Here is a 25,906-nt window from a genome sequence, read left to right as displayed (position 1 = left end):
TATTTAAATATTAAATTGCACCTATGTTAAAAAAACCATGGACAAATACAGCTTTTTAGAAATAACCGCCTTTATTGGAATTTTTCTTGTATTTTTTCTTGCGTTGTTTTTATTGACTGTAAAAACCAAGCACAGACTTGCAAATTGGCTTCTTGCTTTTTTTCTTTTTACAAACGCTGTAGATGCTTTTAAATTTTTGATGCGTGATTTTCCTGTTAATTTTATTAACCTCGAGGCTTTTCGTTGGAGTATAAACTATTTGGTTCCGGCATCATTTTATCTCTATGTACTGTCCGTTTGTTTTTCCAAATTTCGATTAAAACCGAAACATTTATTGCATACCATTCCGTTTGTTGCTTTCAATTTGTATATGATGTCAGGAATATATTTTGAGGATAGAGCTGCGAAAGTGAGTTTCATAAATGCGATGAATCAAACGCCTATCATGCATTTTTTTTATTTCCTTTTCGAATTTCTATTTCAAGTTTATTTTATTGCTTCATTTCTGGTTATTAGAAAATCTAAAACTGTCTATCTCGAGAATTATACAAATCCAAATATTTCTATTCTAAATGCACTTTACAAAATAACAATTCTATATTATGTTTTACATTTTTTAGTTCTTATAAGATGGCTGGTTAGCTTTATCTTTGGTTGGGGAGAACTCAGACAATGGATTGTTACCCTTGACGGATTTGCCTTTTTCTTTTGTACGTGTTGGTATCTATTTGTTGCATTAAATAATCCTGAATTTTTCAGAGGAGTTAATTCTCAATTGAAACCTCTCGTAGATCTAATTCCGAAACAAAAATCCTCTCCCATACTTGACGATGAAAAAAATAAGCAAATCATAGCTTTGAAAGAATTTATGATTAAAAATGAACCTTATTTAGATTCTTCATTGACGATTCAGGATTTGGCAGAACAATTAAATATGCCCGTCAAAGATTTATCGGCTTTGATTAATCTGTATATGAATAAGCATTTTTTTGATTTCATTAATGAATATCGAATCGAAAAAGCTAAAGAAATATTGAAAAATCCTTTGCAAAAAGAACTGACTATTTTAGAAATTCTTTATGAGGTTGGTTTCAATTCCAAATCGTCGTTTAGTACTTCTTTTAAAAAATATACAGGAACAACTCCGACAAATTTCAGAAAAAACCCAAATTAATCCATTCTTTTTCTAAGAAATGCGTTCGACTTTTTTTAGTCGGTCGCGTACTGAGACGTTTTAAAGCATCTTTGCAGCAAATTATAAAATCAGAATCGATTATGAAAAATTTCTTGTGTGTATTTCTAGTGCTTTTATCTCTGAATACTTTTGCACAAAAAGCCATATCCAATTCCAATAAAGAAAAAGCAAAAAAAATCGATTTGATTATTGGTAAATATCACGACTACAATCTTTTTAACGGAAGTGCTTTGGTTATTCAAAACGGCGAAATTATCTTGCAAAAAAATTATGGAAAAGCCGATATGAACTGGAGTATCGAGGCAACTTCTGACACAAAATTCAGAATTGGCTCCGTAACAAAACAATTTACTGCAATGCTGATTATGCAGTTAAAACAAGAAGGAAAAATCAAGCTGGATGACAAAATAAGTGATTATCTTCCTTGGTTTAGTAAAACGACAGGAAGTAAAATTACCATTCATCACTTGTTAACGCATACTTCTGGCTTGCCAAATTACACTGATTTCCCTGATTTTAAAACTAAAATGGTTTTCGAAAATTTGTCTAGGAAAGATTTTGCTATCAAATATTTCAAGGATAATTTAGGATTTGAACCAGGAACAAAGCATAATTACTGCAATACGGGCTATTATCTATTAGGATTAATTATTGAGGAAATTACCAAGAAACCTTATGAGAAAGTTCTTCAGGAAAAGATATTTGATGTCATTGGAATGAAAAATACAGGAATTGAAGATCCAAAAGAAATCATTTCAAATTATGCTCAAGGCTATGATTTTGATTACGACGGTTATCAAAAAACAGATTACATTAATATAAAAACTGCGGTGTTTTCTGCTGGTGGAATGTACAGCACAGCAAATGATATGCGAAAATGGGATGATGCTTTATACACGAACACTTTACTGAATGACGAGAACAAAAAAATATATTTCACGCCAAATTTAGGTGATTACGCTTACGGTTTGGTTGTCCAAAAACATCAGAATTTTTTAGGTTCGGGAAAAGACATTACAACAATGGCACATAGCGGCGGAATCAATGGTTTTTCCTGCAATATTGCCAGAATTCCTGAGGAAAAAACATACGTAATCTTGCTTGATAACACTAGAGCAGGTAAAAGAGGCGGACAATTGGAAGCTGTTATCGATGATGTCTTCGGAGTTCTATACAATACCAAAGTTGATTTGCCTAAACCATTAATTATCTTCGAAGTTTATAAAAAAATGAAAGCAGAATCAGTAGAAAAAGGAATTGCTTACTTGAAAGAACTGAAGAAAAACAAATTCGATTTCTATAATTTTAATGATTTTGAAAATGAATTGAATAGATTAACATACAAGTTTTTGGGTGAAGGAAAACCTGATGATGCTTTAAAAATTATTGATTATGCAGTTTCAGAATTTCCCAACTCATCCAATATTTATGATACACGTGGCGAGATTTATTTTAATAAAAAAGATTACAATGCTTCTAAAAAGAATTATCAGAAAACGTTGGAACTGAATCCTAATAATGATAATGCCAAAGAAATGCTTTCAAAAATCAATCAAATTCTATTTCCAAAAAACTAATTAAAATGAAGAACCGATTTTTCTTATTATTAACAATTGTTTTATTGACAAATACGCTTTCTGCCCAAGGGTTAAATAATCCAAAAGAAACAAAGAAGATACATCAAAATTCGACTGAACAAAAATCAGAAATCAATCAAATTGATTCTTTAATGACGAAATCTTACGAAAGAGGTTTGTTCAATGGAAATGTCCTTATTGCTAAAAATGATAAAATTATTTATCAAAAATCATTTGGTTTTACCGATGAAACGAGACAAACTCCTTTAAACAGCAAGTCAATATTCAATATGGGCTCTATCGCAAAGGAATTTAATGCTGTTGCCATCATGATTTTGGTTGAACGTGGTCTTCTAAATCTTGATGACAAGGTATCCAAATTTAATTTAGGATTACCAAAATGGGCAGAAAAGGTTTCTATACGTCATCTGATTAATTATGCCAGTGGTATTCCTCCAATCGAACGATTAAAACCGGAAAATGATGCGGAGGCATGGAATATTTTGAGAAGTAATAATAGTCTACTCTTTGAACCAGGTACCAGTTACAGGTATGATAATGGCAATGTCTTTTTGCAAAGAAGAATTATTGAAAAAGTAACCGGAATGTCTTTTCAGCAGTTTGTCATTAAAAACATTGTTAACCCTTTGAAAATGACTAATTCCGTATTTGATCCAATATTTGGCTCTAAAAACAGAACCTCTTGTTATGATATGGACAATGTCCGATGCCCGGAATTGAAATTTATTAGCGGCTGGCTTTGGGTAGATATCAATGATTTTTATAAATGGACTGAAGCGATGAATACAAATCGTTTAATATCCAAAAAATCCTTTCAAACTTTGTTGAATAACCCATACGCAAAAGAGGAAGGCGGATCACTTGGCAGATACTTTGAAAAAGAAGACCTACAAAGACACAATGGAATTTCGTATAAATTTGAATCCATTTTTTTAAACGATTTTAAAAATAAAATTACGATAATTCTAGTGTCCAATAATCTCAATAGAGTTTGGGATTTAGGACATATTATTCACAACTTAATGTTGGGAAAAGAGTATGAAATTCCTAAAAAATCTATTTACCAAGCGATAAGAAAAGAATCTCTCAACGATGTAAACAAAGGGATAGAAACCTATTATTTACTCAAAGAAAAATCTAAAAATGAATATAGTTTTGAGAACCCGGGAGAGCTTAATAAGTTAGGATATGAACTATCAAGACTCGGAAAAAACAGTGAATCCATAATAATATTTAAATTGGCTACCACTGAGTTTCCTAAAGATGCTAATCTTTTCGATAGTTTAGGGGAAGCCTATTTTACAGATAAGCAATATGATTTAGCATTAGAGAATTATAAAAAAGCAATCAGTCTTGGCGGAACCAATGGTAATGCTGAAAAAATGATTGATAAAATAGAGAAAGAAATGGGAAAATAAAATTTTCAAATCAAACTTTAAACAAAAAAATCCCGGGTTAGCCGGGATTTTAATTTCTGATATTCAAATTTATTTTATCTCTACAGGAACTGAGATTTTATCCCAATCCATGGTGAATCCATTATTGTTTATTTTATATACTAAAGTTTCCTGTGTTGCTGGTAAAGCTTTGGTTTTTACATCAACACGCAAAGCATCTTTTGATTCTTCGTATTTATAAGCACCCCATTGCTTTGGCTCTTTATTAAAAATCGCAGTCCATGTTCCACTTTCTTTAGGAATTAAGAAAAAGCTGTATTTACCTGCAGCCAGTTTTTTACCCTGAACGGTAATGTCTTTATCCGTTTCAAAAGTAGTTGCTTCATTGGCACCCGCACGCCAAACTTTATTATAAGCTTCTAAACCACCCCAGATTGTACGCCCTTTAACAGAAGGACTGCTATAGGCAATGGTAATGGTTGCATCTTTAATTTTTCCCGTAGCAGTAGCCGGAGGGCTGGCAGGTTTTTTAGTGTCCTGTGCAAAGGCATTCAAGGAGATTGTCATTGTCGCAACAAGTACGGCAGCAGATTTCATGATAGTTTTCATATTATTTTTATTTGTTTGTTTTTATTATTATTTGCTTACGAATTTACTTCTTTCTGTTTATAAAACAGCAATCCAATTGCAGAAAATATAATGACTGCTGCAGCACCAATTACATTAAGCCAAAGAAAAGAAACGACATCAAATTGATACACGGCAATAACCGTAATTTCTGATAAAATGGCAGCAATAAATACATTCGCTCCGTCGATTTTTTTATAGTAAAATGCAACCAGAAAAATTCCCAATATCGGACCGTAGAAAAGAGAACCCAATACATTAACCGCTTCAATAAGGGAACCCATTTGGGTTGCAAACATGGCTACGCCGATTGAGAAGATTCCCCAGGCTAAAGTATGGAGGCGGCTATACTTCAATTCGGTTTTCTCATCAGGAATTTCTTTACTGAATATTAAATGAACATCTTTTAATGAACAGGCAGCAAGGGAATTCAACGCAGCAGAAATGGAGCCCCAGCTGGCCAGAAAAATGACAGCAAACAGTAAACCTATCATCCCTACAGGCAGGGTATTTTTCACAAAATACAGGAAAATATAATTGGTATCCGTTTTCTCGGCATTGTAGTTTGAATTGTTAATCGCTTCTTCTACCCTTCCGTGAAGTGCTTTTACCTGCGTTTGTGTATTTTTAAAATCCTTAATTGTGTTTTGAAGTTGGGGGGAATGAGTATCCTTCAACCTTAAAATTTTTTTCGATTCTGCATTGAATTTTATCTGCAAATCCTGATGCTCTTTTTCAAATACCGCAGCCTGTTCAGGTTGTGATTCCTTTAAATGTTGATAAGAGCGTTCGTTAAAATAAATCGGAGCCGGTTTTAGAGAAAAGAATGCAAAAAGCAGAGCACCGATCAGAAGAATAGCAAACTGCATCGGAATTTTGACCAATCCGTTCAACAGCAAGCCCATTTTTGCATTGGTATTGTCCTTCGCAGTAATATACCTCCCAACCTGGCTCTGGTCAGTACCGAAGTAAGAAAGCGCCAGAAAAAAACCACCAATTAAACCGCTCCAGATATTGTATTTATCTTTCCAATCGAATTCTGTGGTGATTACATTGAGCTTTCCGGATTTCCCGGCCAGATAAAGCGCATCCTTAAAACCAATTCCATTCGGCATATTCTGAATAAGCAGAAAACCTGCAAAAGCCATTGTTCCCAGAATAATGAGAAACTGTAATTTTTGGGTGTGAGCAATCGCCTTTGCTCCGCCAACATAGGTATAAATCAACAGAATACCCCCTGTTAAAACATTGGTTAAATAAATATTCCAGTTTAAGACGCTTGATAAGATGATACTGGGAGCATAAATACTGATTCCCGTTGATAAACCTCTGGAAAAAAGAAAAAGCAGTGAAGTGAGTACTCTTGTTTTTTTATCAAAACGGTTTTCTAAATATTCATAAGCGGTGTAAACATTTAAGCGCTGAAAAATCGGGATGAAAGTGATACAGATCACAATCATCGCCAAAGGCAAACCAAAGTAATACTGAACGAAACGCATCCCGTCTGTATAAGCTTGTCCCGGTGCTGAAAGAAACGTAATGGCACTTGCCTGGGTAGCCATAATGCCTAAAAGCACAATGTACCAAGGCATTTTATTATCTGCTTTCAGATATGATTCGTTGCTTTTTTGGCCACGACCGATGAATACGCCGTAGACCACCACTGCAACAAGTGTAACAATGAGAACTGTCCAATCTATATTACTCATGCCCAGGATTTAGTAAACCAATAATAAAATGCGATCTGCAATACTAATGCAACAGCTAATAGTATGTACCAGATATTCCAATTTTTAAGTTCCTTGTTCATCAGTTTTTCTGTGCAGATAAAAAGTTAAAAAATAAACGTGCCGCCCCCACATTTCCTGCAGGCAGCTGTCTGAAAAATGCCAGCGGTGTATAAATAAAATTACCCTTCCCGTATTGGGCATATAAAGTTGATCCCTGCTGTGACTCTTCATCCGTATCGTGCATTTCAAAAAGCGGTTCATACGCGGCATCCCATTGAGCAGGGAAATAGGCGCCACGCTCCTGTACCCAGCCTTTAAAATCATCCGCAGTAATTTTGTTCGGAAAGTTCAATAATTTATGATTTGGGTTTAAAAATGTAACCGCTGCATTTTCTTCGGTAACACGTTTATTGGCAATACTGAAATTGTACATTCCCAATTTGTCAACGGTTGTATCCTGGTTGGTGTTATACTGCATCACCAAATTACCCCCAGCTTTTGCATAAGACCATAAAAAAGGCATCCAGCGACCCAGCTTTTTCTCAGTGTTATTTGCACGAACACCAAGTACGATGGCATCATATTGCGATAGCTTGTTTTGACTACCGTTTCCGCCAGATTCATCTATGTTGCCATAAAAATCTTCGTCTTTCAAGACATCAACCTGAATACCAGCAATGCGTAGGAACTCAGGAATGAAATCGCCTGCACCTTCTATGTATCCCACTTTTTTAACCTTTGCTTGGATGTCCCCTTTCATTACGGTTACCGTTGCAGGTGTAAAATATTGTAAGGAAGGTAAATGCGGATACTGGATTAATACCTGTTTTTTATTATAAGTGACTCCATCTGCAAGAAAACTGGCATCCAATTGCAAACGGGATGAATGTATTGAGGTAAGCTTAGTTTTCGGAATAATGTAATCAATGGTTGTATCTTTTCCATTGAGCGAGCTTACATCAGCGCCGCCTAATCGCTCCCCGTTATACATCAGATTGAGAGTACCTTTACTGTACTGTTTGTTAGAATTAACCTTAACATTTAAACTCAAATGTAGATCTTCATTTTCTTTGGCCCAGTACAATGGTTGTGTAAATTTCAGTTCTAATGCAGGAACAATACGCAAGGCTTCAACCACATCACCACGCACCGGGTCTAATTTCTTGAAAGATAAAGGAAGTTTAACCTGAAAATTTTCCGAACCGATTTTTAAACCAAGCAAAACATTCAGTGGTGATTCTGCCTCAGGCAAACCGACTAAAGTATCATTCGGAACAGAGAAAGTTGCTGCATTTGTAGGAGGTTTTGCCAACCAGTAAGGTTCTGTGGGTGCGGCATCTGCAGGAATCTGAATATCATGCTGAATGGTAATTAAAGAATCTTTTGATAGTTTTCTATTGAAGTTTTCTGACTGACTTAACCATCGTACATTTTCTAAAACGACAGGGTTTGCAGCTCTTGAAATCAGATTTAACCTGAAATTGTAATGATCCCCGGCAACAGCTTCAGCTTGGTTGGTAACCACCTCACCCATAAATCCAGCACAACTTAAAATGATATTGTCAAGAGATGTAATTTTATCCTTTTTCAGGTCTGCATCTTTTAACGCCATAACCTTTTTTCGCAAAGCAAGCAAAGCAGGCAAACTGCGGTCTGGAGTATTGAAATTGAACGCGGAAATAATTTCATCTAACGATTGGTCAATATCAGCGTTTCCTTTTGAAGTCCAGGTTTTAATTACTCCGTCAAAAAGTGTTGCTTTTGCAGGTTCGCCAACAACATGGGCAAAATATTCAGTTCTGATGCCGGCTACAGACTGTGTTCCCGCACCCTGGCTTTTATGTAAACTTCTGCTTAATCCTGCCAATTCACCATAGCCCATGCCCAATTGCGCATCATATTGCCCAACGGTAACTTTCAGTTGATTTTCAGCTGTTGTATTGACCCCGCCAAAGCGAAAGGTATTCCACAGTACACGTTTTGGCTGCCATACATTAACATATTTCAATTGATTTGGGAAAGCCGTTTTATCACCTGCCAGCTTAAAAGCTTTTTCTGCAACCACAGCAGAAGCCGCATGTTGCCCGTGGCCGGCCGCAGCAGTAGGAGGAAAACGACAAATGATAACATCCGGACGGAATTTACGGATTACCCAAACTACATCTGCTGTAATGCTGTCTGCATCCCATTGTTTAAAGGTATCGGTAGTGTTTTTAGAGAACCCGAAATCAATCGCCCTGGTAAAAAACTGTTGGGCGCCATCTAACTTTCTTGCCTCTAAAAGCTCATGGGTTCTGATTAAACCCAATGCAGCACCCTGCTCTGTGCCTAATAAATTCTGACCACCATCACCTCTGGTTAAAGACAGATAGCCTGTTTCTACATTTTGATCGTTGATTAACCAGGAGAGTAATCCTGTATTTTCATCATCGGGATGAGCTGCAAGGTATAAAACTTTAGGCAGCTGTTTAAGTGTTTTGAGTTCACGGTAAATTTCAGATGATTTTGATGGCCGAACCTGCTGGGCCGAACAAAAAACCGTATAAAATCCAAGGATAAATACAGTGCTTACTTTTTTAAACATTTAATTTTACTTTGCAGAGCAAATATAAGTAAATCATCTTTCTTTCAACCTTAAAAGAATTAGACTGTGAATTTCACAAAAAAAAGTTGTTTATTTTTTTATTAAACCACAAATCGAATGTTATCTCCTTTCAGTCGATGAATGTTATTTCGATGGAGTCAAAAGTCACAAAAGATTTTTAAACACTTAAGCTATTTTAAGTTATATACTTTGTGTATAAGAAGTACACGTAAGTTTTGTTGACAATCAAAGATTTTCATCTTATGTGAACTTAATTATGCGGTATTCCTTTAAACTTTCTAAAGTGTACTAAAGTGTTTAAAAAAATAAAATCTTTTGTGACTTTTGTGGTTAAATTCAAACACACTTATTTATTAATGAGAGTTTCAAAGAAAATAAAAACTCCTTATGTTTTTCTAATTATGTTCCGTGTAAGATAGATATAATTAAACATACAAAATGTTGCTGCCGCTCCGAAAGTATGCCATAAAAAGTGGGTTCCGAAACTCAACCATTCCCATTTATCAACGATACGGAAAGTGAGTGCGAGAGCAAATGACAATAAAGCAAAACCTACCCATTTGCCAGCTTTCCATTGGGTATAAATCAAATAACTTAATACCGAAAAAAGTACAAATGAGGCCATTATTGCATAATTTACGTTGATAAAAAGAGAAGTCTTATCTACCAAAATCCAATTTCTCAAAGCAAACATAAGCACCAGATATACCAGAACCATTACAACAGCATAGTACCATCTGATGCTCTGAGCTAAAAAATAAAATCCGGCAGACAAACAGAGCAACATAATGGGCATCCAATCCATCATGATAAATACCGGCCATTGTCTGAATGAATGGTAAACAGTTCCCCCTATGGCACCAATATATAATAACACCAGGCAGTAGGTTAAAAAAGGATATTCCTTAAAATTACCCTTTATTTTAAGGGTCCAAAAAATGACTATGGCTAAAAATAATATAGCAGTTACTGCATTTAATGGCTCGGGGAAAAACTGAGCCATATCTGTTTCTTTATATAACATGCCTCCGTCCGGAGGTAGTGGGTTTATTGGCATTGTCTTTTTTTATATTATATTTATATACTTGTTCTAAATATAGAAAAATTATGTGTTAAATAGATTGACAAAACGTTATATAATGGACGCTCAAAAAACAGGCACGAAAATTTCGTATTAGACTTTTGGATTACAATATAAACTGAAATATGAGAATTGCAATAATCGGCGCTCACAAAGTCGGTAAAACCACATTGGCAGAAGAACTTCTGGAGAACCTTCCCGGGTACACACTTGAAACAGAACCCTATTACCAGATGGAGTCTTCAGGGTATGAATTTTCAGAAGAACCTCATCCTGACGATTTTCTTGAACAATTTAATTATGCAGCCAAACTGGTCTTCAAAAGCGGAGATGATGTCATATTTGATAGATGTGTCATTGATATCTTAGCTTATCTTCATGTTCTTGATTCTGGTCGAAATATCCAGTTGCTCTTTGAAAAAGTTCAAACCATCATCGATGAAATTGATGTTTTTGTTTTTGTCCCTATTGAAGAACCCGATCTGATATCCAACCATCAGATAGAGCTGCCAAAACTCAGGCATAAGGTTAATGAGTTACTTTATGAATGGATTGAGGATCTTGGAATAAAGGTCATTAAAGTAAGCGGAACTTTATCGAACCGAAAAGACCAGGTACTGACCAGAATTTTATCCTAGAATCTGAGGTGCTTAACTTCTGTAAGGCTAAAAAAAGGTTACAGGTTTGAATCCTGTCGAGGTTAGTTTAAGAGACCATCATTGACAGTTGTTAGCCCTTAAAAAAATCAGAGCAGAAATAATCTACTCTGATTGATATTTGAATAACAAGTATTGAATGCTCTTCATCGTCTCCGCTCTCCGAAGTCTCCTGACTTTGGAGCAAGTGTAAAGGAAATAATCTTATTTACTAGCTCAAACTCGGGGGACCTTGCGCAACAGAGACAATAAAACACAATATTTGAAAAATGATTATTGACAATCATTTCTCGTTGATTCATCGAAGCGCATGGAGAAGCATAATGCTTCATCAGCGACAAAGTTGCATCACTTTGCCCACTTACAATAAAGCGGAATTATTCATCAACTTTGCGTTAATCTTTGTAATCAAAAATAATGCACTGATGGTATGTTTTTCTAACGCAAAGCTTTAGCTGCATTATGCCTATTTTTTAGGGAGCAAAGAATAAAATCAACGAAGTTGATTCGTCGAAGCGCATGGAGAAGCATACAGCTTCATCAGCGACAAAGCCGCATCACTTTGCCCACTTACAATAAAGCGGAATTATTCATCAACTTTGCGTTAATCTTTGTAATCAAAAATAGTGTACTGATGGCGTGTTTTTTAACGCAAAGCTTTAGCTTCATTATGCTCAACTTTCTTATCCCGAATGGGTGTCCGCCATCTTCTTTTCTCTCCTTCTTTGAAGAATAAGGTGGGCAGCATCCAGCATTTTAACCGTATGAATATAGGGCATAACGATATTCCTTTCCGGTAGATTTTCATAAACACCCATTGAGAAATAAACGATTCCCGACATAAAATAATCAAATTCTTTGAGGGTGTATGCTCTGAATGCTGTTTTGAAAACCAGCAGAGGATTCCGGTATTCCTTCTCCGAAAGCAGGCCAAGAACCCACGGAGAAATCTTTTCCGGCCTGGTATCAACCGTCCATTTCCTTTCCTTCAGCATGATGAGATAGCCTGCCCGGATCAATGACCTCATCGACTGGTAAAACTCAAAGATCACCGCCGGATCTTCATTGATCCAACTATTTCTTTTTACTGCATAATTCATCATATTGCTGAGCTTTTCTTTGGAAACATCCAGCTCATTGAACTGAAAGAAAGTTTTCATCAGCTGCACCCCGAAGTGCTTCTTACCTGCCCGAAACCGGGGAGCAAAATCTGTTTTTATCTTTTTCATGAGTTCGTATTTTTTTATAAATGTAATAAAACAAATCCAATTACGGTCGATCGACCGTAATTTTTTATTATTTAATTATTTCATTTGTTCTATGACAGATATAAACGAAAAAATTTGTTCATACATTACAAAAAAATGGTTGATACCTTGGCTTCAAGAAGGCAAGTCACAAAATTCTTTTGCCAAAAATCATGGTGTAGAAGAAAGTACCATCAGAAAAATTAAAAGTGAAGAAACTTACAGAATACCCGTTGAAACACTTTTCAAAATATGCGAAGCAAGAAAAATCAGTTTATCTGATTTCTTTAAACTTATAAATGAATAATCCTGACGAAAGTTGGGATTTTTTTTGTGATGAAATTTTCGAAAAAAAACGTAAAAATACTGAATGGAAGTTTTAAGATGGTTTTTATTTTTATTGTTTACGGAAAGCCGTAATCATCTTCTATGTTGCATTACTAAATTTGTTAAAAAGTATGATCTTATGAACTATCAAAAATCTCAAATGATCTATTCAGACTATAAATGGTCAGCAAAGGCTGATCACGATAATCCAAAATTTATAGGAGCTCAAGATGCCGCTATGTTAAATAGAGAGGAAGGTTATGAAATGTTATATTTTATAAACAGTATGGCTTTAACCTGGAGTTGGAATGACAGTCTAGTTTCACGTCAAAAATTAGAACATATAATTAGAGCTGAAGTACCAAGCGATATTCGAACACATTCAGGAATTAAAAACTGGATAGAACAAAATTATAAGGAAATCTAGCCTTTATTCAATTTTAGACATAATATTTATAAAATCACACTAAATGACTGCATCACAATTATTAGACAATATAATTCTGCACGAAAATGCTTACTTCTATATTAAGGAAACATCAGGTTTCCTTTCAAAAAGGATTATAAAAGAAACTTTTTCAGAGGCAGCCACAGATAAACATGGAAGATCTTTATTAGAAATTGTCAAAGAGAAAAAAACACTAAGTAATGGGATTGAAATATTTTATTCTATTTTAGTTTTTAAATATATTAAAAAACCCTCGTTCACAGAGGAATTAATAACAAATTGGGAAGAGGTAAAATTGGCTTACATGTGTATAGTTGATTTTGAAGAACATCTTGTTGTTACTCGACGAAATATTTCAAAAATATCAGATTTCCTTAAGACATTTGAAGCATTGGACTACAATGTTATAACTTCTATATATTCACAAGACAATACTTCTTTTGAAAAATTAAGTATGGATAACATGAACATTTCTGACAGAGCAATTAGGCAAAAAAGCTTAGAATCACCCGACTTAAAAGAAAATGTATCTAGCTTCGGATTACAAGGATACATTCTTAATACAGTAAGAGTAAGCAACGATGAAGAGAAAATTGCTTTATCTGTAAATTCATCAAGAATTAATCAACTTGGCCCCAAAAATACATTCAATGCTTTCTTAAATTGGTGTAACAAAACTGTAGAAAAAATAAAAAACTATGTACCAAAAACAAATTTTTTATCCTCTTTTGCAACATCAATAGATTACTCAAAACATAAAGATGATTTAACGCCAACGTCAATTCTTATTATATTAAGTAAAATTTATAAAGAATTTGAAGAAAACAAAATTAAAAGATGCTTTTTTAGAATCAAAAAAAGAAATGAGATACTTGAAAGAGAAATTAACTTAATTCCTATTTTAAAGCAATTTGAATATTTGTTAGAAATTGAAGAAATAGAAGATGTATACAAAATAAAAAACAATGTTGTTAACGATTTATTTTTATTTTTAAATAATAAATCTATAACTCTTCGTTCAAAAAAACTATCTAAACTTTTTATTGAGTATGAAACAGATCTATGCTATCCTATTCTTTCAGTAATTAATTGGACCAGAAGTTATATAATAACATTTGATAATCCTGAGTTCATCTACTGCAATAGAAAACTATTTAAAGATAGCCGTTTACTCGGAAACTTAGACTCTGTTTTAAAAATTTTTAAAGAAAACCCAGAACTTGAGAATGTTACCTCTGAAAAAGGAAAATTCCGAGTTAATTTAACAAATTTCGAAACTAACTCTGTATTTGGGTTTGTTGAAAATACATTTAAAGCAAATTATGAATATTTTATATGTGATGATCTTTCTAAAGAATGGGCAGATCACATAGGGTTAAATGAAGATTCAATAGCATTCTATCATTCAAAATATAAAAATTCAAATTTTTCAGCTTCTGATTTTCAAGATATAATAGGTCAGGCATTAAAAAATTTAGGTAATTTATCTCCCTCTGATGATCAATGGGAAATCAAAGAAAGGCTTTGGAACAATTTATATAAAAACGATTTCGTAGAAACTCAAATATCTAGAATAAGAACGGGTCAAAGCTCAAATCAAACAATTTCATATTTCAAAACAATAAAGGGCTATCCAAATATAAAAAAGCAAGTTCATATTGTTATAAATTTCATCTCTAAATCTGCTCTAGAAGATAGATTACATAAATTAAAAAATGGTGAATCTTTTCAAGAGAGAAATGAAGTTATACAAATTTTATGGTTTATTTCTTCCCTTATTTCAAGTTGCTTTGAAGCAAATACAGAAGTTTACATACATTGTAAACCGTAGAACGAATCTCCAGTGTGCATTTCACACTATTCATCCTTAGAAAAAATCCACAACAAAAAACAATCAGTTGATCTAGCTACATTCTGTGATTAATTCACTTTTAACTAATAAAACCACTGTCATCTTGCTATTCGAAGTCTCCTGACTTTGAATATAATGATCTGATTTTACCCCCTTAAACTTACAAAGTAGAAAGAATAGTAAGTCTTGACTTCGGCTTTCAGTTAAGTTGTAATTTGTACTTGTATGGAATATTGTTTCAATCTAAACAATTCCCTTAATCATTTATTTATAAATTTGAGATAATAACCAATTATCAAATATTCAGAATATGAATTTAAAAGCAACTTTCAGACAGAAAATGGAATATGATATATTTTATTACGAAACACTCAAAATATTTAAACAACATTTTTTGAAAGATTATGATTATCATACGAAAGGAGAAATAACTTTTATCGAATATTTAGAAATTCTTAAAAAAAATTATTGGGGAATAGTTGACGATTTATCAGAAATAATAGATTTACATTCAGATAATTTTCGAACTGACAGCTATGATATAACTGATGATAAAAAAGAATTACGAAGAAATCTATTATTTGAATTAAGTAAATATTTTGAGTTTTACGAGATACTTCAAAAAGTAACAAATAAAAAATACGAACATTACTTTTTAAACCACAAAGACATGAAAAATGCTGACATTTACTTTATAGAAGAAAACTCCAAATTATTTTTGGAAGGTGCAATGGATGAAATGATAGGCATTAAAGCTGAAATAGAAAATAAGATTAAAGAATTTGAATTGATATCCATTTTTATAAATGCTAATAAATCATCAAAAATATTAAATCCAAATAAAATATTAGTTAAAGGAAGCTTACAATCTATTGGCTATTTATTTTCGGAATTAATCGAAAAAGGGTTTATTGAAGCTCCAAAAAGAAATGGTAAGGATAATACCAGCGCTATATCTCGTATGATTTTAGACCATTTTGAATTTATAGATAAAGAAGAGCAACCAAAGCCTGAAGATATACGCAAAACTCTTTTTACAGAAAATAAACTTTCAATCGAAAAACAAAATCAGTTTAAAATTCCTCAAAGTAAAATTATCAATACAGATTAAAACGTAACAATTTAGTTTGTAATGAATTATTATCGTTTCTGGATAAACTGGATAATAATTTGGATAACACTCATATTCAACAATAATTAATCTTTGCAGTATCAATTAACAAATATTGCAAATGAGTACAATTAAAACTATTGAAAAAAGTCAGAGAAAATTTAATGAAGAGATCTTAACAAATTCCTATCAAGAATCTCAAAGCAACAATATTTTCAAAGATAATTCTGAAATACAAGTCATTGCAGCTTTTTACTTAATTTTCAAAATGTTTCGAAGAATCAAAATGAATTTTGATATTAATTTGAGAATTTATGGGAAAAACAAAAAGTAAACAAATTTACTTATTTACCAGCCCCCCAGCTCTCCGAAGTCTCATGACTTTGGAGCAAGTTTTAAGCAAATAATCTTATTTACCAGCTCAAAGTCGGGAGACGTTGCGCAGCAGAGATTTAACTGTTTTACAAGCAATAAAAAAACCTCTATCAATTTTGATAAAGGTTTTTTTATTAGAATTTTCAATACTCTTTTTAGTTGAGATGATTAAAATTTCTGTCCATATTTTTCACATGGGTTATTTTTACTGATGTTTTAAAAGGCTCATCATATTTCATCTTAATATAATCAATTATTTTATTGTCTACATTATCATCGAACTTCCGGGCAAAAAGATGATTTCCTGTTTGGAGAAAGCTGATATCTGTTTTGGTGAATGTTTTAGGACGCAATTTGATGTCTCCGTCAGGAATCCAGATAATTGCTCTTTTGTCATCATTCACTAAAGTCCCTGTAAATGAAGTATTCATTAAAACGGTTTGAAAAAAAGATTCATCAGCAATGAGTGTATTTAAATAATAGTCTTCAAATTTTTTAACCTCAGCATTGCTGTTTATAAATTCACAACAATCTCTCGTCAAAATCATCCATTGTCCTCCGATATAAGGTATTACATCTTTCATGAAGCCTCTTTTATGGGTTTTATCAGAAATGCAATCTTCCAATTCTTCAAAATAATTCTCAATTCTATTCATCGTTTCAGGTCTTATTTTTTCCTGATTATCAATTTTAATATAACTGTTCCCATTATTTTTCGATAAAAACTCTTTGATGATTTTTTGTGATTTTAACGGATAATCCTGCCCGCTTAGGTTGATAAAATAATCCCATTTTGCATCCATGCCCAACAGATATTTTATACCATCCAACTCAGCCTGAACCATACTGTATCCTCCCCAAATAACATTTTCACTGTTTAGGATATGTACGTTCGGATATTGTTTTAAAAAATCCTTTACATCTTTACCAATTTCCTGATTGGCTTTTTTGTCAATATGAATAAGGTAGAAATTAGTAGAATCGTAGATGGCTTTAAAAAGCTTCTTAAATTGATTCGGTAAGCGATGTACTAAAATTAAGTATGCTATACTAATTGATTTCATTGGAGTTTCACCAATTCTATGTCCGTCGCTTTCGCTTACATAAACACTTTTCATTTTATTTAATTTAAAAATTACTAATGTTTACAACTTATTTCATAAAGTATTAATAGACATTTTTATAAATATACGAAATTTAAACTGTTTTTATTGGAAATAATAAAATAAAAAGATTTTCAACCCACTGAAGCTTTGAATTATGAAAGAACGGATTAATAAAATTTGAAGGACTATTGATGATGAAATACAATATTTGAAAAATGATGATTGACAATCATTTCTCTTTATGACTTAAATCCTATTTTTGTAAAAAAACTAATGGACAAATTAAGTTTTCTGGAAGTTATTGCTGCAATTGCTGTTTTTGCATCGCTGCTGCTTTCCGTGTTTTTGTTAACGGTAAAAACAGAAAGAAAACTGGAAAACAGATTATTTGCAGCGTTCCTTATCATTAATGCCATTGATATCAGCGGAATTTTCATGCACCTTTTTGTGGAGAGTTATAATCTGAAAGCTTTCAAAATATCTGCTTACTTATTGGTAATGCCTCTTTTCTATCTGTATGTGAATGCTGTTTGTTATTCTGATTTCACCTTAAAAAGAAAGCATTTACTGCATCTTATTCCTTTCATTGTGGCCAACTTAATTTTAGTTCCAAGACTTTATCTGGCAGAAGGTGCTGCTAAAGAGGACTTCTTTACAACGATGTGGCAATCCCCTGAAATGTTTGTGTATCAACTCATCGGGGAACTGCAGTTTTTCTTTTATATCGTTGCCGTATTCATTGTGCTTAAAAAATATAAGAAGATTTATCTTGAAAACTACACGAATCCCAACACTTTATTATACCAATGGCTGTTTCAGCTTACCCTGATTTTCCTATTTATCCATGTATGTATTATTTTTAAAAATATCATACGATATACTGCATACAACGATCTGTTTATTTGGTTGCATATTTTAGCAGGAACTTCCTTTTTATTGGCTGCCTGCTGGTTTATCTTAAAGGCATTACATTATCCTGAGCTTTTTCGCAGGGTTGATTCTACTCTACAATTGACAGAAGATTTTACGGAAACCCAGGAAACTGAAAATAAAACCGACAAAACAAAAAATTCTCAGATCGAGCAGCTTAGAAAATTCATGGTTGAAAAAGAACCTTTCTTAGATCCTTCATTAACGATTCAGGAATTGGCAGATCAGGTGAATATTCCTGTTCGGGAGCTGTCTGTATTAATTAACCATCACCTCAATCAACACTTTTTTGACTTTGTGAATGAATACCGCGTTAAAAAAGCAATGACTATGCTGAAAGATCCCACAAAAAAAGAATATACGGTGCTGGAAATCTTGTATGAAGTAGGCTTCAATTCAAAATCTTCTTTTCACACCTCTTTTAAAAAATATACGAACCAAACGCCAACCGCATTCAGAAACAGTTGATAATTAGCCAATTGTAAAAAATCGAACTTTGAATTGTAAATAATCGGACTCATTCTATTCATGAAAATGAGTCCGACTTTTTTATACGGACTTTTTTCAAGATTCTCTACAGCATATTTGCATCAGATTATGAATGTCAAATTAAAATTCTGACCATGAAATATGTAACCCTTATTTTATTTTTTGCCTTACTTGGCTGTAAAAGTGTTCACACAACCCATCAACAAAATGTTGAAAATGCGATTACAAAAAATGCTCTTCAGTTATTAGAGGACAAAAGATTTCATTCTGTTTCTATTGCTGTGCTTAAAGATGGAAAATCAACGACAAAACATTTTGGAGAATTAACGATTGGAAAAGGAAACAAACCCAACGATTCCACCCTTTATGAATTGGCTTCTGTAACCAAAACCTTTACAGGGTATATCGCTGCTAAAGCTGTACTTGATCAAAAACTCAATTTAGAGGATGATATCAGAATCTATCTTGATGAACCTTATCCCAATTTAGAATATAAAGGGGAACCTATTAAAATCAAACACCTCATCACCCATACCAGTGGATTTCCTAATTTCCCTATAAAAAGTGAAAATAAAAAGGCTTTTTTTGAAGGATTAAAACTCATCAACATTGAAACGAAGCCTGGAGAAATCTATTCCTATTCAAATACGGCTCCGGAGCTGACCGCCTATATCCTTGAAAAAGTGTATCAAAAACCGTTTGAGGAATTGGTCACTGAATTTATTTTGAAACCCAATACAATGAACCAAACTAAGTTTACACTCACTGAAAATGACAGAACAAGACTGGTAAAAGGTTATAACGATAAAGACGAGTTAATGCCCAACTTCAACAGAACTTTATGGGGTGGAATTTCAGGATTGCATTCTACGACTACAGATTTGGTGAAATATATGAAACTACAGCTTGACCCATCAAATCCTATTGTCAAAGAATCTCATACAAAATTATATAAAGAAGGTTCTGATTTTTGGGAAGGTTATCATTGGTACATTATAGAAAATGACCATCAATTAATATATAGACACCACGGAGGGATATACGGAATGCAGAATTGGTTTGTGATTTATCCTAAACAAAATATAGGAATATCCATATTAACAAACACCAGCTTTAATGAAACTGGAGAAATTTTAGAAAAAGTAGTGGATAACTTGTACAATGACATACATGTAAACTAAAAATAAACAGCACATAACAGCAGGATCACAAAAAAATATCGCCACTTTAAACAAGTAGCGATATTTTTTCAATTTTTATCCTGAAATATATATTCTGTTTTTCTTACCAGATAAACTTACAGTTCTGTTCCTGTTCTGCAATCACTCTTTTTGATTTTGTTACATATAATCTAAGGAAACAGCCCGGGCTGATATTATAGATTCTTTTGCCATATACATCAACTCCCATCGTACCTCCACCATAGTCAAAGTTATAAATAACGATCTGCTGTTTTGGATAGATTTCTTTGAAATTCACCACCATTTTGATCTGTTCTCCAATAACATGGATAAGCCTGTTTCTATCATCTATACTAAGATTACTGGAAGAGAACTCATATTCGTGTGGATCTAATCTAACGGCATAATCATTAGAATCAGACTGATCATTAACAATTTCATCTTTGAGAGAAGCTGTTCTCCCATTAGGAATAAACATTGTATCCGGGTTTTCATCCTCAGATTTAAAGTTTCCACTGGCTTTTATGGAACCTTTTACAGCTAACTTATCGCTATCATTGGCGTCTCTTCCCATTCCGAAGCGACTGGACTCCATATGAAAATTCAAACCTCCCAACCCGTTATACTCAGAACCATAAGAATAATATTCGTTTCGTTTCGCTGCTACCAATCTTTTCTGATGAACATCTACAATACCTGACTCAGCACTATTCAGATGGTTATCTGAAATCATTAAACCTGATCCTGTATTTACTGTGAAGTCCGAATTCAGCTGTAATCCGTACTGAGCCATATAATTCCATTGCTGAATATTTGTTTCAGTAAAATCTGCCTCTGTCCAGAATTTATACCAGGAAGTAGTCCAATTTCCATCAATTCCTTTTCTAATTTTCAACATCGGAACGCCGGAACCATTAATGCCAGTCTGATTGGCAAATGCTAACTGGTAGGACGAATCACCTGTAGAAGCAGTAGTACCATCCCAGGGAGCATAGGTCATAATCCCTGCATAATTTCCAGAGGCTCCCAATCCTGCGCTGTTAGATTTAGCAAAATCAAATCTTACTCTTTTAGGTGTAGAATTGGGTGCAATATCATCTGCATTTCTTGATCCATCCTTTGATGTTACAAAAAAGTTGGTAAGACTAACAGAATTATTACCGCTGATAGTTAATTGCTGCCCTCCTTCATTTTCAGGAGTAGCACTTAATGCAATTTGGTTCATGTTTACAGCGTGTGTTCCTAACGTTCCATTAGGAATAACAGGACTATGGGTAAATGTCTTTGTATCACTTATTGTTTCAACTCCATTTTTTCTAATGAATACATCTAAAGATTCACTTTTTGTGTAGTAATTAGATAATACAGCATTCGAAAGATATCCTGCATTGGCATGATTTCCCCAATTAAATGCGGTATTCCAGTTGTTTATATTGGCTGCAGAAAAATCATTGGAATCCCAATCTTTTGTCCAGGGATACCAGGTTCCACTAAAATAGTATCTCCTGTAAACATCATTGTTATTAGCATAAGTAGTATACTCCTGTACTATATGGGTTGAAGTATAATAAACTCTTAATTGTCCTGCTAATGCGGCGGGGTAATTATTGGCAGAAGTTGCGTTGGCATTTCCTGTCTGAACCCACCATCCTGTAGAAGTAATGCTATTTAAATCTACTGTAGGACCTAAAACACCCTTGTAAAGAAAACCTGTATTGTATGCTGATATCCAGTCAGCAGAAGTTCCATCATTCAGGGTTGTAATTCTACCTGTATTATTAATTTTTACAACTTCAGTTAATGCAGGAATATTTCCGTTTGTACCTGTAGCACTTCCATAATTAAATGAAAAATTTTTATGGTTATTCACGGTAAGTCCCCATGAATTTAATGATCCCCTTGGCTGAATAAAATCAGTACCATTAAATTGTAAATTGTGGCCTAACCACAACCCATAACCATGTGTTGTATTCGCCAGATTAGTGTGGAAAATAGCTGATCCTGCCGCCGTTTGACTGCCAAATAACAAATTATAAGCATCTACAAACTGAGTATTATTAGCATTGATAACTACCTGGCCAGCGCTTGTTGAATCTCCCTGGGGTCTCAAATAAACAATTCCCGAAGCTCCATCCCCTGAAATTAATGTAAATGCAGACCCTGTTCTGATTCTGTTTACACCTTGTCTTTGAACCACAAGTTCACCCGCTGTACTGTTAATATCTCCCGCAACTCCTATATTTCCGGATGTATAACTATTTCCGGAAACATGAAGCCTATATCCGTCCAATGGTAATGATGATCCGTTTAATCCAATTCCTATTCTCTGATCCGACGTCCAAAGGAGCGCTTTAGTAGCATTGTAAGCTGTTGCACCGAAATAACCATACGACATCTTTACAGTCCCATCCGCATCTACTGCTCCAAACCATGCAACAGTATCCACTACGCCATTAGAACCTGCTAATTGTAAAATATCTCTTGAAAAACCTGTTGCTGCCGTTACCGTAGATAAATCTTTTTTTATGGTACTGTTGGTAGCATGATTAAACGTAAGGGTACCGCTCATCAGGTCTCCTGATCTATTAACATAGGAATTATTATCCAGAGAACCATCTGCTTTTAAAAACTGGGCAGCTGTGCCGCCCGTTACTTTATAGCCTTTAGAAGTGTTATAATATGCGTATTTTACATCCATGTTAAATATCTTTACGAGTTACTGTTATGGATACAGTATTAGGCAAAGCAGAATCAAATTCAACATCTATTTTATTCGGATCCGTTAATTTTATTCTGCCATCTATTTTGTAAAGCGTTACCGTATCATACATTGCAACATCAACATTTCTGGTCCCTAAGTTGTGTACCACACCTGAAGATCCGGAAATAGCAGTAGTGTATGATTTTACAGTATTATTTCCAGCGGTAACTCTACCTTTGGCATCAACGGTAACCTCATCATAAGTTCCGGCAGTTACTCCTGTTGCAGCTAATGTCAACCCTGAGGTAACGTTTGCAGAACCGTCAAAGGTTGTGGTCCACGTAGCATCACCTGAAGCAGAAATTGTTCTTGGCGTTGTCAGTTTCGCAGCTGATCCCGTTGTATTGATTGCTGCAGTGCCTGTTAATAATGTTGCAGGAACAGCAGTAACAGGTACTGCTACATTTCCGGAACCGTCAATAGTTTGTGCTGTTGCAGTAACTCCGGAAAGCGTAATCGTTCTTGGTGTAGTCCATTTTGTAGCGGAAAGTACATTTTTTGCTGCATCTGCCGTATTTTCGGCATTAGCTAATCCTACATGAGATTTGTTTAAGACTACCACACCCGTTAATCCGTTTACAGAATCTACAGCTCCGGAAGTGATGTAAACGAATGTAGTTCCCGTCCATCGGTAGGTTTTATTGGTATCAAGGGATACGTAGATTTTGCCTGTCTCACCGGTGATAAGAGTAGTATAACCCGCTTCTTTGTAAAACTTCCCGTCAGCTGTTTTATAATATCCCTCCAGAACATCATCCACGTAAGATGGCAATTGGGATGCAGGCACCAGTCCTGATGCATCCAGTGCAGCAACCCCATTCGCAGTACCTTTTTGTGATAACGGAATATAATTAGCTAAATCTGATGAAGTAGGCACAGAACCCAGATTTACCGTTATTCCATTGGTTGTCTGGCTAACTCCCGTAACCACATTCCCTGTACCTGAAGTAGTAACGGGTAAAGAAAATGTAGTTCCTGCCAATGTCAAACCATTACCTGCGGTGTAGGTAGTATCTGTAGAAGCTAATGTGATTGTATTTCCGGTCTGGTTAACCGCCATATTAGCCCCTGCTGCAAGAGTAACATCACCAGAGACCAAAGTACCGGATACCCCACCTTTCAGACGGGTAATGGTATCTGGCGTTGTAAATGATCTGTTTGCTGACAAATCATAGGCTGTACCGTTAATTGTTAAAGTACGTGTTTTGGGCACATAATCTAACGGATTTAAATTTCCATCATGCCAAAAAGAATTGATTGCCCTTGTACCGCCTCCTGCGGTTACAATATCATTGTCTGTTTTCCCTTCTATTTTATACCCTACAGAACTTCGGTAATAAGCGTATTTAATGTCCATAATTATATTTTTTTAATTGTTAACTGAATTATATTTGGTGGTAATGAGTCAAACAGCACTTCAATAGTATTGGTGTCTATTCTTCTTACCTTAATGGGTATTGTAAACATTGTGACGGTGTCGTAAGCATCAATCACAAAGCTTAAAGTATCAAGATCATGTTTTATCCTGGAGTCTCCCCTCACTCTCTCTTCATGTTTAATTTTTTCGGAACTGGCTGCATCTTCGATGCTTTTAATTTTAGCATACACCAAATCATTAAACTGATTTTGATAGGTGACTGCACCCCAGTTTGAATAAATGCCGGCAAGGTTAATTTTATCATCTGAGATATTTCTGATAATATCCTCTTTAAGCAGTTCTATCTGCTGCCGGTTTTCTTTGATATAGTCTACGATTTCCTGAAGTTCATCAAGATTGGCGTCATTAGAGAGCAGTATTTCATTAATTCTGGCAATATGCTCAAGCATTTCATTATCCTTTGTCTGAATTGCATTTACAATTTCCCCGATCTGTTCTTTTGTATAGACATTTCCAATCTCCCCTCCTCCATCTATAGTAGCGGCTAATTTGATTTTTAACTTTTCTTTCCATTCATCTACGTTGGCATCTGTAAGATTGGATGCATTCAGTTTTGCCAGCACTGAAACATGTGCATTTTCATCTTCCAGATGATTTGTAAAAGTGGTGGTAGACAGTGTTTCCTGAAAAGCTTCCTGTAAGCCCATCACCTCGTCCATTTTGATTTTTTCATCTAAATGACGGAATGATGAAAAGGTCTGTTTAAATTGATATTCTGTAGGAATATCACCTTTTTCAAACCAACTGAAAATTATATGTAATGGTGTACTCATTTTTGATTATTGAAAATTAGTTTTGATAGAATTGACAACTGCGGAACCTAAATTATTTTATAGGCCGATTGCTCTGAATGAAATTCTATTTTTTTTGAGTGATTTTAATTCACTCTTTTATCATCTTGTCAATTAACGGATTACTTATCTACAGACATCAGGAAAACTATACTTTTTGTCAATGTTATCGGAGTTCAAATTTCATTTTTCTTATCCTCTTTTCAAAGTTTTTTGACCTTCCTATTCTGTAGCTGCAGTAAACTTTATTTTTCTGAAACAGAGTGATCCTGTTTGTAATTACTGTGTCCAAAATTCTTATTTTTAAAGCTCCTGTGAAAGTTTTTTAGCCTCTCCATTCTGTAGTTGCAGTAAATTACAATTCAGCAAACTCAAACGAACCGAATCATTTGTCTGACTCTGCATTTGGAGATATCATTTTTATAAAAACAGGATCTTTTAAAAGAAAATGCCAAATATTCCGTTTAATTCTTAAATTTGGCCAATGCAAAAGTATCTTTATCTCATCCTTATATCATTTTCCCTTACCAGCTGTTATACTTATCAGGTAAAAAAACAGCCGGATCCAGCGGCCAACAATAAACAGGACCCTAAAAAGACTGCTGAATCTGTAGGTAAGGCTTCTACGCAGCTACAAAATGCAACAGCTCAACCACCTGTTCAGGTTAGTATTCAGGAGAAACTTGCCCCTAACAAAAATGTTAAGATTGACGTTGACGGAAAGAGCTATAAAATAATAGTTGACAGATGGGAAAGCGACAGTCTGGTTGCACACGCTGTTTATAATCCTAAAAAAATTCTGAAATTTCATAAGAACCAGATCAACAGTGAGAAAATTGCAGAAAAACGTTTTTCGCAACCCATAGCTGATATCATTACGGTTACTGTGTATGCCGGAATTGGTGTTTTAATATGGGCACTTGTTCATTAATTTTTTTAATTGCCCGATACTATTTATTCT

At 34.2% G+C, this 25,906-nt stretch carries 20 protein-coding genes; 11 read left to right on the top strand and 9 right to left on the bottom strand.

The features are described from left to right. Positions 1-37: 37 nt before the first annotated feature. The 3 genes from OL225_RS05345 (at position 38) to OL225_RS05335 (ending at position 4,211) form a co-directional block, all read left to right on the top strand. Positions 38-1,174, top strand: a complete 1,137-nt coding sequence (locus OL225_RS05345) for a helix-turn-helix domain-containing protein (RefSeq protein ID WP_047378092.1) — start codon at positions 38-40, stop codon at positions 1,172-1,174. A gap of 101 nt (positions 1,175-1,275) precedes the next feature. After that, entirely contained in the window at positions 1,276-2,772 is a 1,497-nt protein-coding gene (locus tag OL225_RS05340; protein ID WP_264517539.1) for a serine hydrolase, read from the top strand. Positions 2,773-2,777: 5 nt separating this feature from the next. Further along, positions 2,778-4,211 carry a serine hydrolase gene (locus tag OL225_RS05335; RefSeq protein WP_264517538.1) on the top strand — a complete coding sequence of 478 codons (1,434 nt, stop codon included), beginning with the start codon at positions 2,778-2,780 and terminating at the stop codon, positions 4,209-4,211. A 69-nt stretch (positions 4,212-4,280) separates the two neighbouring features. On the opposite strand, the gene OL225_RS05330 is transcribed toward OL225_RS05335, so the two are convergent. The 4 genes from OL225_RS05330 to OL225_RS05315 form a co-directional block, all read right to left on the bottom strand. Beyond that, positions 4,281-4,799 carry a DUF2911 domain-containing protein gene (locus OL225_RS05330; RefSeq protein WP_264517537.1) on the bottom strand — a complete coding sequence of 173 codons (519 nt, stop codon included), beginning with the start codon at positions 4,797-4,799 and terminating at the stop codon, positions 4,281-4,283. A gap of 35 nt (positions 4,800-4,834) precedes the next feature. Continuing rightward, positions 4,835-6,526, bottom strand: a complete 1,692-nt coding sequence (locus tag OL225_RS05325) for a sodium:solute symporter (protein WP_264517536.1) — start codon at positions 6,524-6,526, stop codon at positions 4,835-4,837. A 100-nt stretch (positions 6,527-6,626) separates the two neighbouring features. Beyond that, positions 6,627-9,131, bottom strand: a complete 2,505-nt coding sequence (locus OL225_RS05320) for a PIG-L family deacetylase (RefSeq protein WP_264517535.1) — start codon at positions 9,129-9,131, stop codon at positions 6,627-6,629. Positions 9,132-9,537: 406 nt separating this feature from the next. Further along, entirely contained in the window at positions 9,538-10,209 is a 672-nt protein-coding gene (locus tag OL225_RS05315; RefSeq protein ID WP_264517534.1) for a hypothetical protein, read from the bottom strand. Between the two features lie 149 nt (positions 10,210-10,358). Between OL225_RS05315 and OL225_RS05310 the strand changes: the two genes are divergently transcribed. Beyond that, positions 10,359-10,871: an ATP-binding protein gene (locus OL225_RS05310; RefSeq protein ID WP_264517533.1), complete on the top strand. Its 513-nt coding sequence runs from the start codon at positions 10,359-10,361 to the stop codon at positions 10,869-10,871. 701 nt (positions 10,872-11,572) lie between these two features. Here OL225_RS05310 and OL225_RS05305 read toward each other — a convergent pair. Further along, positions 11,573-12,118, bottom strand: coding sequence for a hypothetical protein (locus tag OL225_RS05305; RefSeq protein ID WP_264517532.1), 546 nt, complete (start codon positions 12,116-12,118; stop codon positions 11,573-11,575). A gap of 91 nt (positions 12,119-12,209) precedes the next feature. Between OL225_RS05305 and OL225_RS05300 the strand changes: the two genes are divergently transcribed. The 4 genes from OL225_RS05300 (at position 12,210) to OL225_RS05285 (ending at position 15,874) form a co-directional block, all read left to right on the top strand. Then, positions 12,210-12,443, top strand: coding sequence for a helix-turn-helix domain-containing protein (locus tag OL225_RS05300; protein WP_002977873.1), 234 nt, complete (start codon positions 12,210-12,212; stop codon positions 12,441-12,443). Positions 12,444-12,506: 63 nt separating this feature from the next. Continuing rightward, positions 12,507-12,890: a hypothetical protein gene (locus OL225_RS05295; RefSeq protein WP_264517531.1), complete on the top strand. Its 384-nt coding sequence runs from the start codon at positions 12,507-12,509 to the stop codon at positions 12,888-12,890. A 43-nt stretch (positions 12,891-12,933) separates the two neighbouring features. Next, complete coding sequence (locus OL225_RS05290; protein WP_264517530.1) at positions 12,934-14,742, top strand: hypothetical protein; 1,809 nt, start codon at positions 12,934-12,936, stop codon at positions 14,740-14,742. A 331-nt stretch (positions 14,743-15,073) separates the two neighbouring features. Continuing rightward, positions 15,074-15,874 (top strand): hypothetical protein, encoded by an 801-nt coding sequence (locus tag OL225_RS05285; protein ID WP_264517529.1) that lies wholly within the window; start codon positions 15,074-15,076, stop codon positions 15,872-15,874. Positions 15,875-16,404: 530 nt separating this feature from the next. Here the strand turns inward: OL225_RS05285 and OL225_RS05280 are convergent. Beyond that, entirely contained in the window at positions 16,405-17,367 is a 963-nt protein-coding gene (locus tag OL225_RS05280) for a beta-1,6-N-acetylglucosaminyltransferase (RefSeq protein ID WP_264517528.1), read from the bottom strand. Between the two features lie 261 nt (positions 17,368-17,628). Here OL225_RS05280 and OL225_RS05275 point away from each other — a divergent pair, with 261 nt between their 5' ends. Together OL225_RS05275 and OL225_RS05270 are read left to right on the top strand one after the other, a co-directional pair. Then, positions 17,629-18,753: a helix-turn-helix domain-containing protein gene (locus OL225_RS05275; protein WP_264517527.1), complete on the top strand. Its 1,125-nt coding sequence runs from the start codon at positions 17,629-17,631 to the stop codon at positions 18,751-18,753. A 155-nt stretch (positions 18,754-18,908) separates the two neighbouring features. Next, positions 18,909-19,955 carry a serine hydrolase domain-containing protein gene (locus tag OL225_RS05270; RefSeq protein ID WP_264517526.1) on the top strand — a complete coding sequence of 349 codons (1,047 nt, stop codon included), beginning with the start codon at positions 18,909-18,911 and terminating at the stop codon, positions 19,953-19,955. A gap of 103 nt (positions 19,956-20,058) precedes the next feature. On the opposite strand, the gene OL225_RS05265 is transcribed toward OL225_RS05270, so the two are convergent. From OL225_RS05265 to OL225_RS05255, 3 genes are read right to left on the bottom strand one after another with little or no spacing between them, the layout of a single operon-like run. Continuing rightward, positions 20,059-22,653 carry a pyocin knob domain-containing protein gene (locus OL225_RS05265; protein ID WP_264517525.1) on the bottom strand — a complete coding sequence of 865 codons (2,595 nt, stop codon included), beginning with the start codon at positions 22,651-22,653 and terminating at the stop codon, positions 20,059-20,061. 1 nt (position 22,654) lies between these two features. Continuing rightward, positions 22,655-24,073: a hypothetical protein gene (locus tag OL225_RS05260; protein WP_264517524.1), complete on the bottom strand. Its 1,419-nt coding sequence runs from the start codon at positions 24,071-24,073 to the stop codon at positions 22,655-22,657. Positions 24,074-24,075: 2 nt separating this feature from the next. Next, positions 24,076-24,927 carry a hypothetical protein gene (locus OL225_RS05255; RefSeq protein ID WP_047378110.1) on the bottom strand — a complete coding sequence of 284 codons (852 nt, stop codon included), beginning with the start codon at positions 24,925-24,927 and terminating at the stop codon, positions 24,076-24,078. Positions 24,928-25,429: 502 nt separating this feature from the next. On the opposite strand from OL225_RS05255, the gene OL225_RS05250 reads away from it, so the two are divergent. Beyond that, the gene (locus OL225_RS05250; RefSeq protein ID WP_264517523.1) at positions 25,430-25,876 is read left to right on the top strand and encodes a hypothetical protein; all 447 of its coding nucleotides are present in this window, start codon (positions 25,430-25,432) and stop codon (positions 25,874-25,876) included. Positions 25,877-25,906: the final 30 nt, after the last annotated feature.

This window comes from Chryseobacterium viscerum (assembly GCF_025949665.1).
GTDB classification, from domain to species: Bacteria; Bacteroidota; Bacteroidia; order Flavobacteriales; family Weeksellaceae; genus Chryseobacterium; species Chryseobacterium viscerum_A.
Note: the sequence above shows the minus strand (reverse complement) of the source record. Positions and strands in the feature narration are given on the sequence as shown.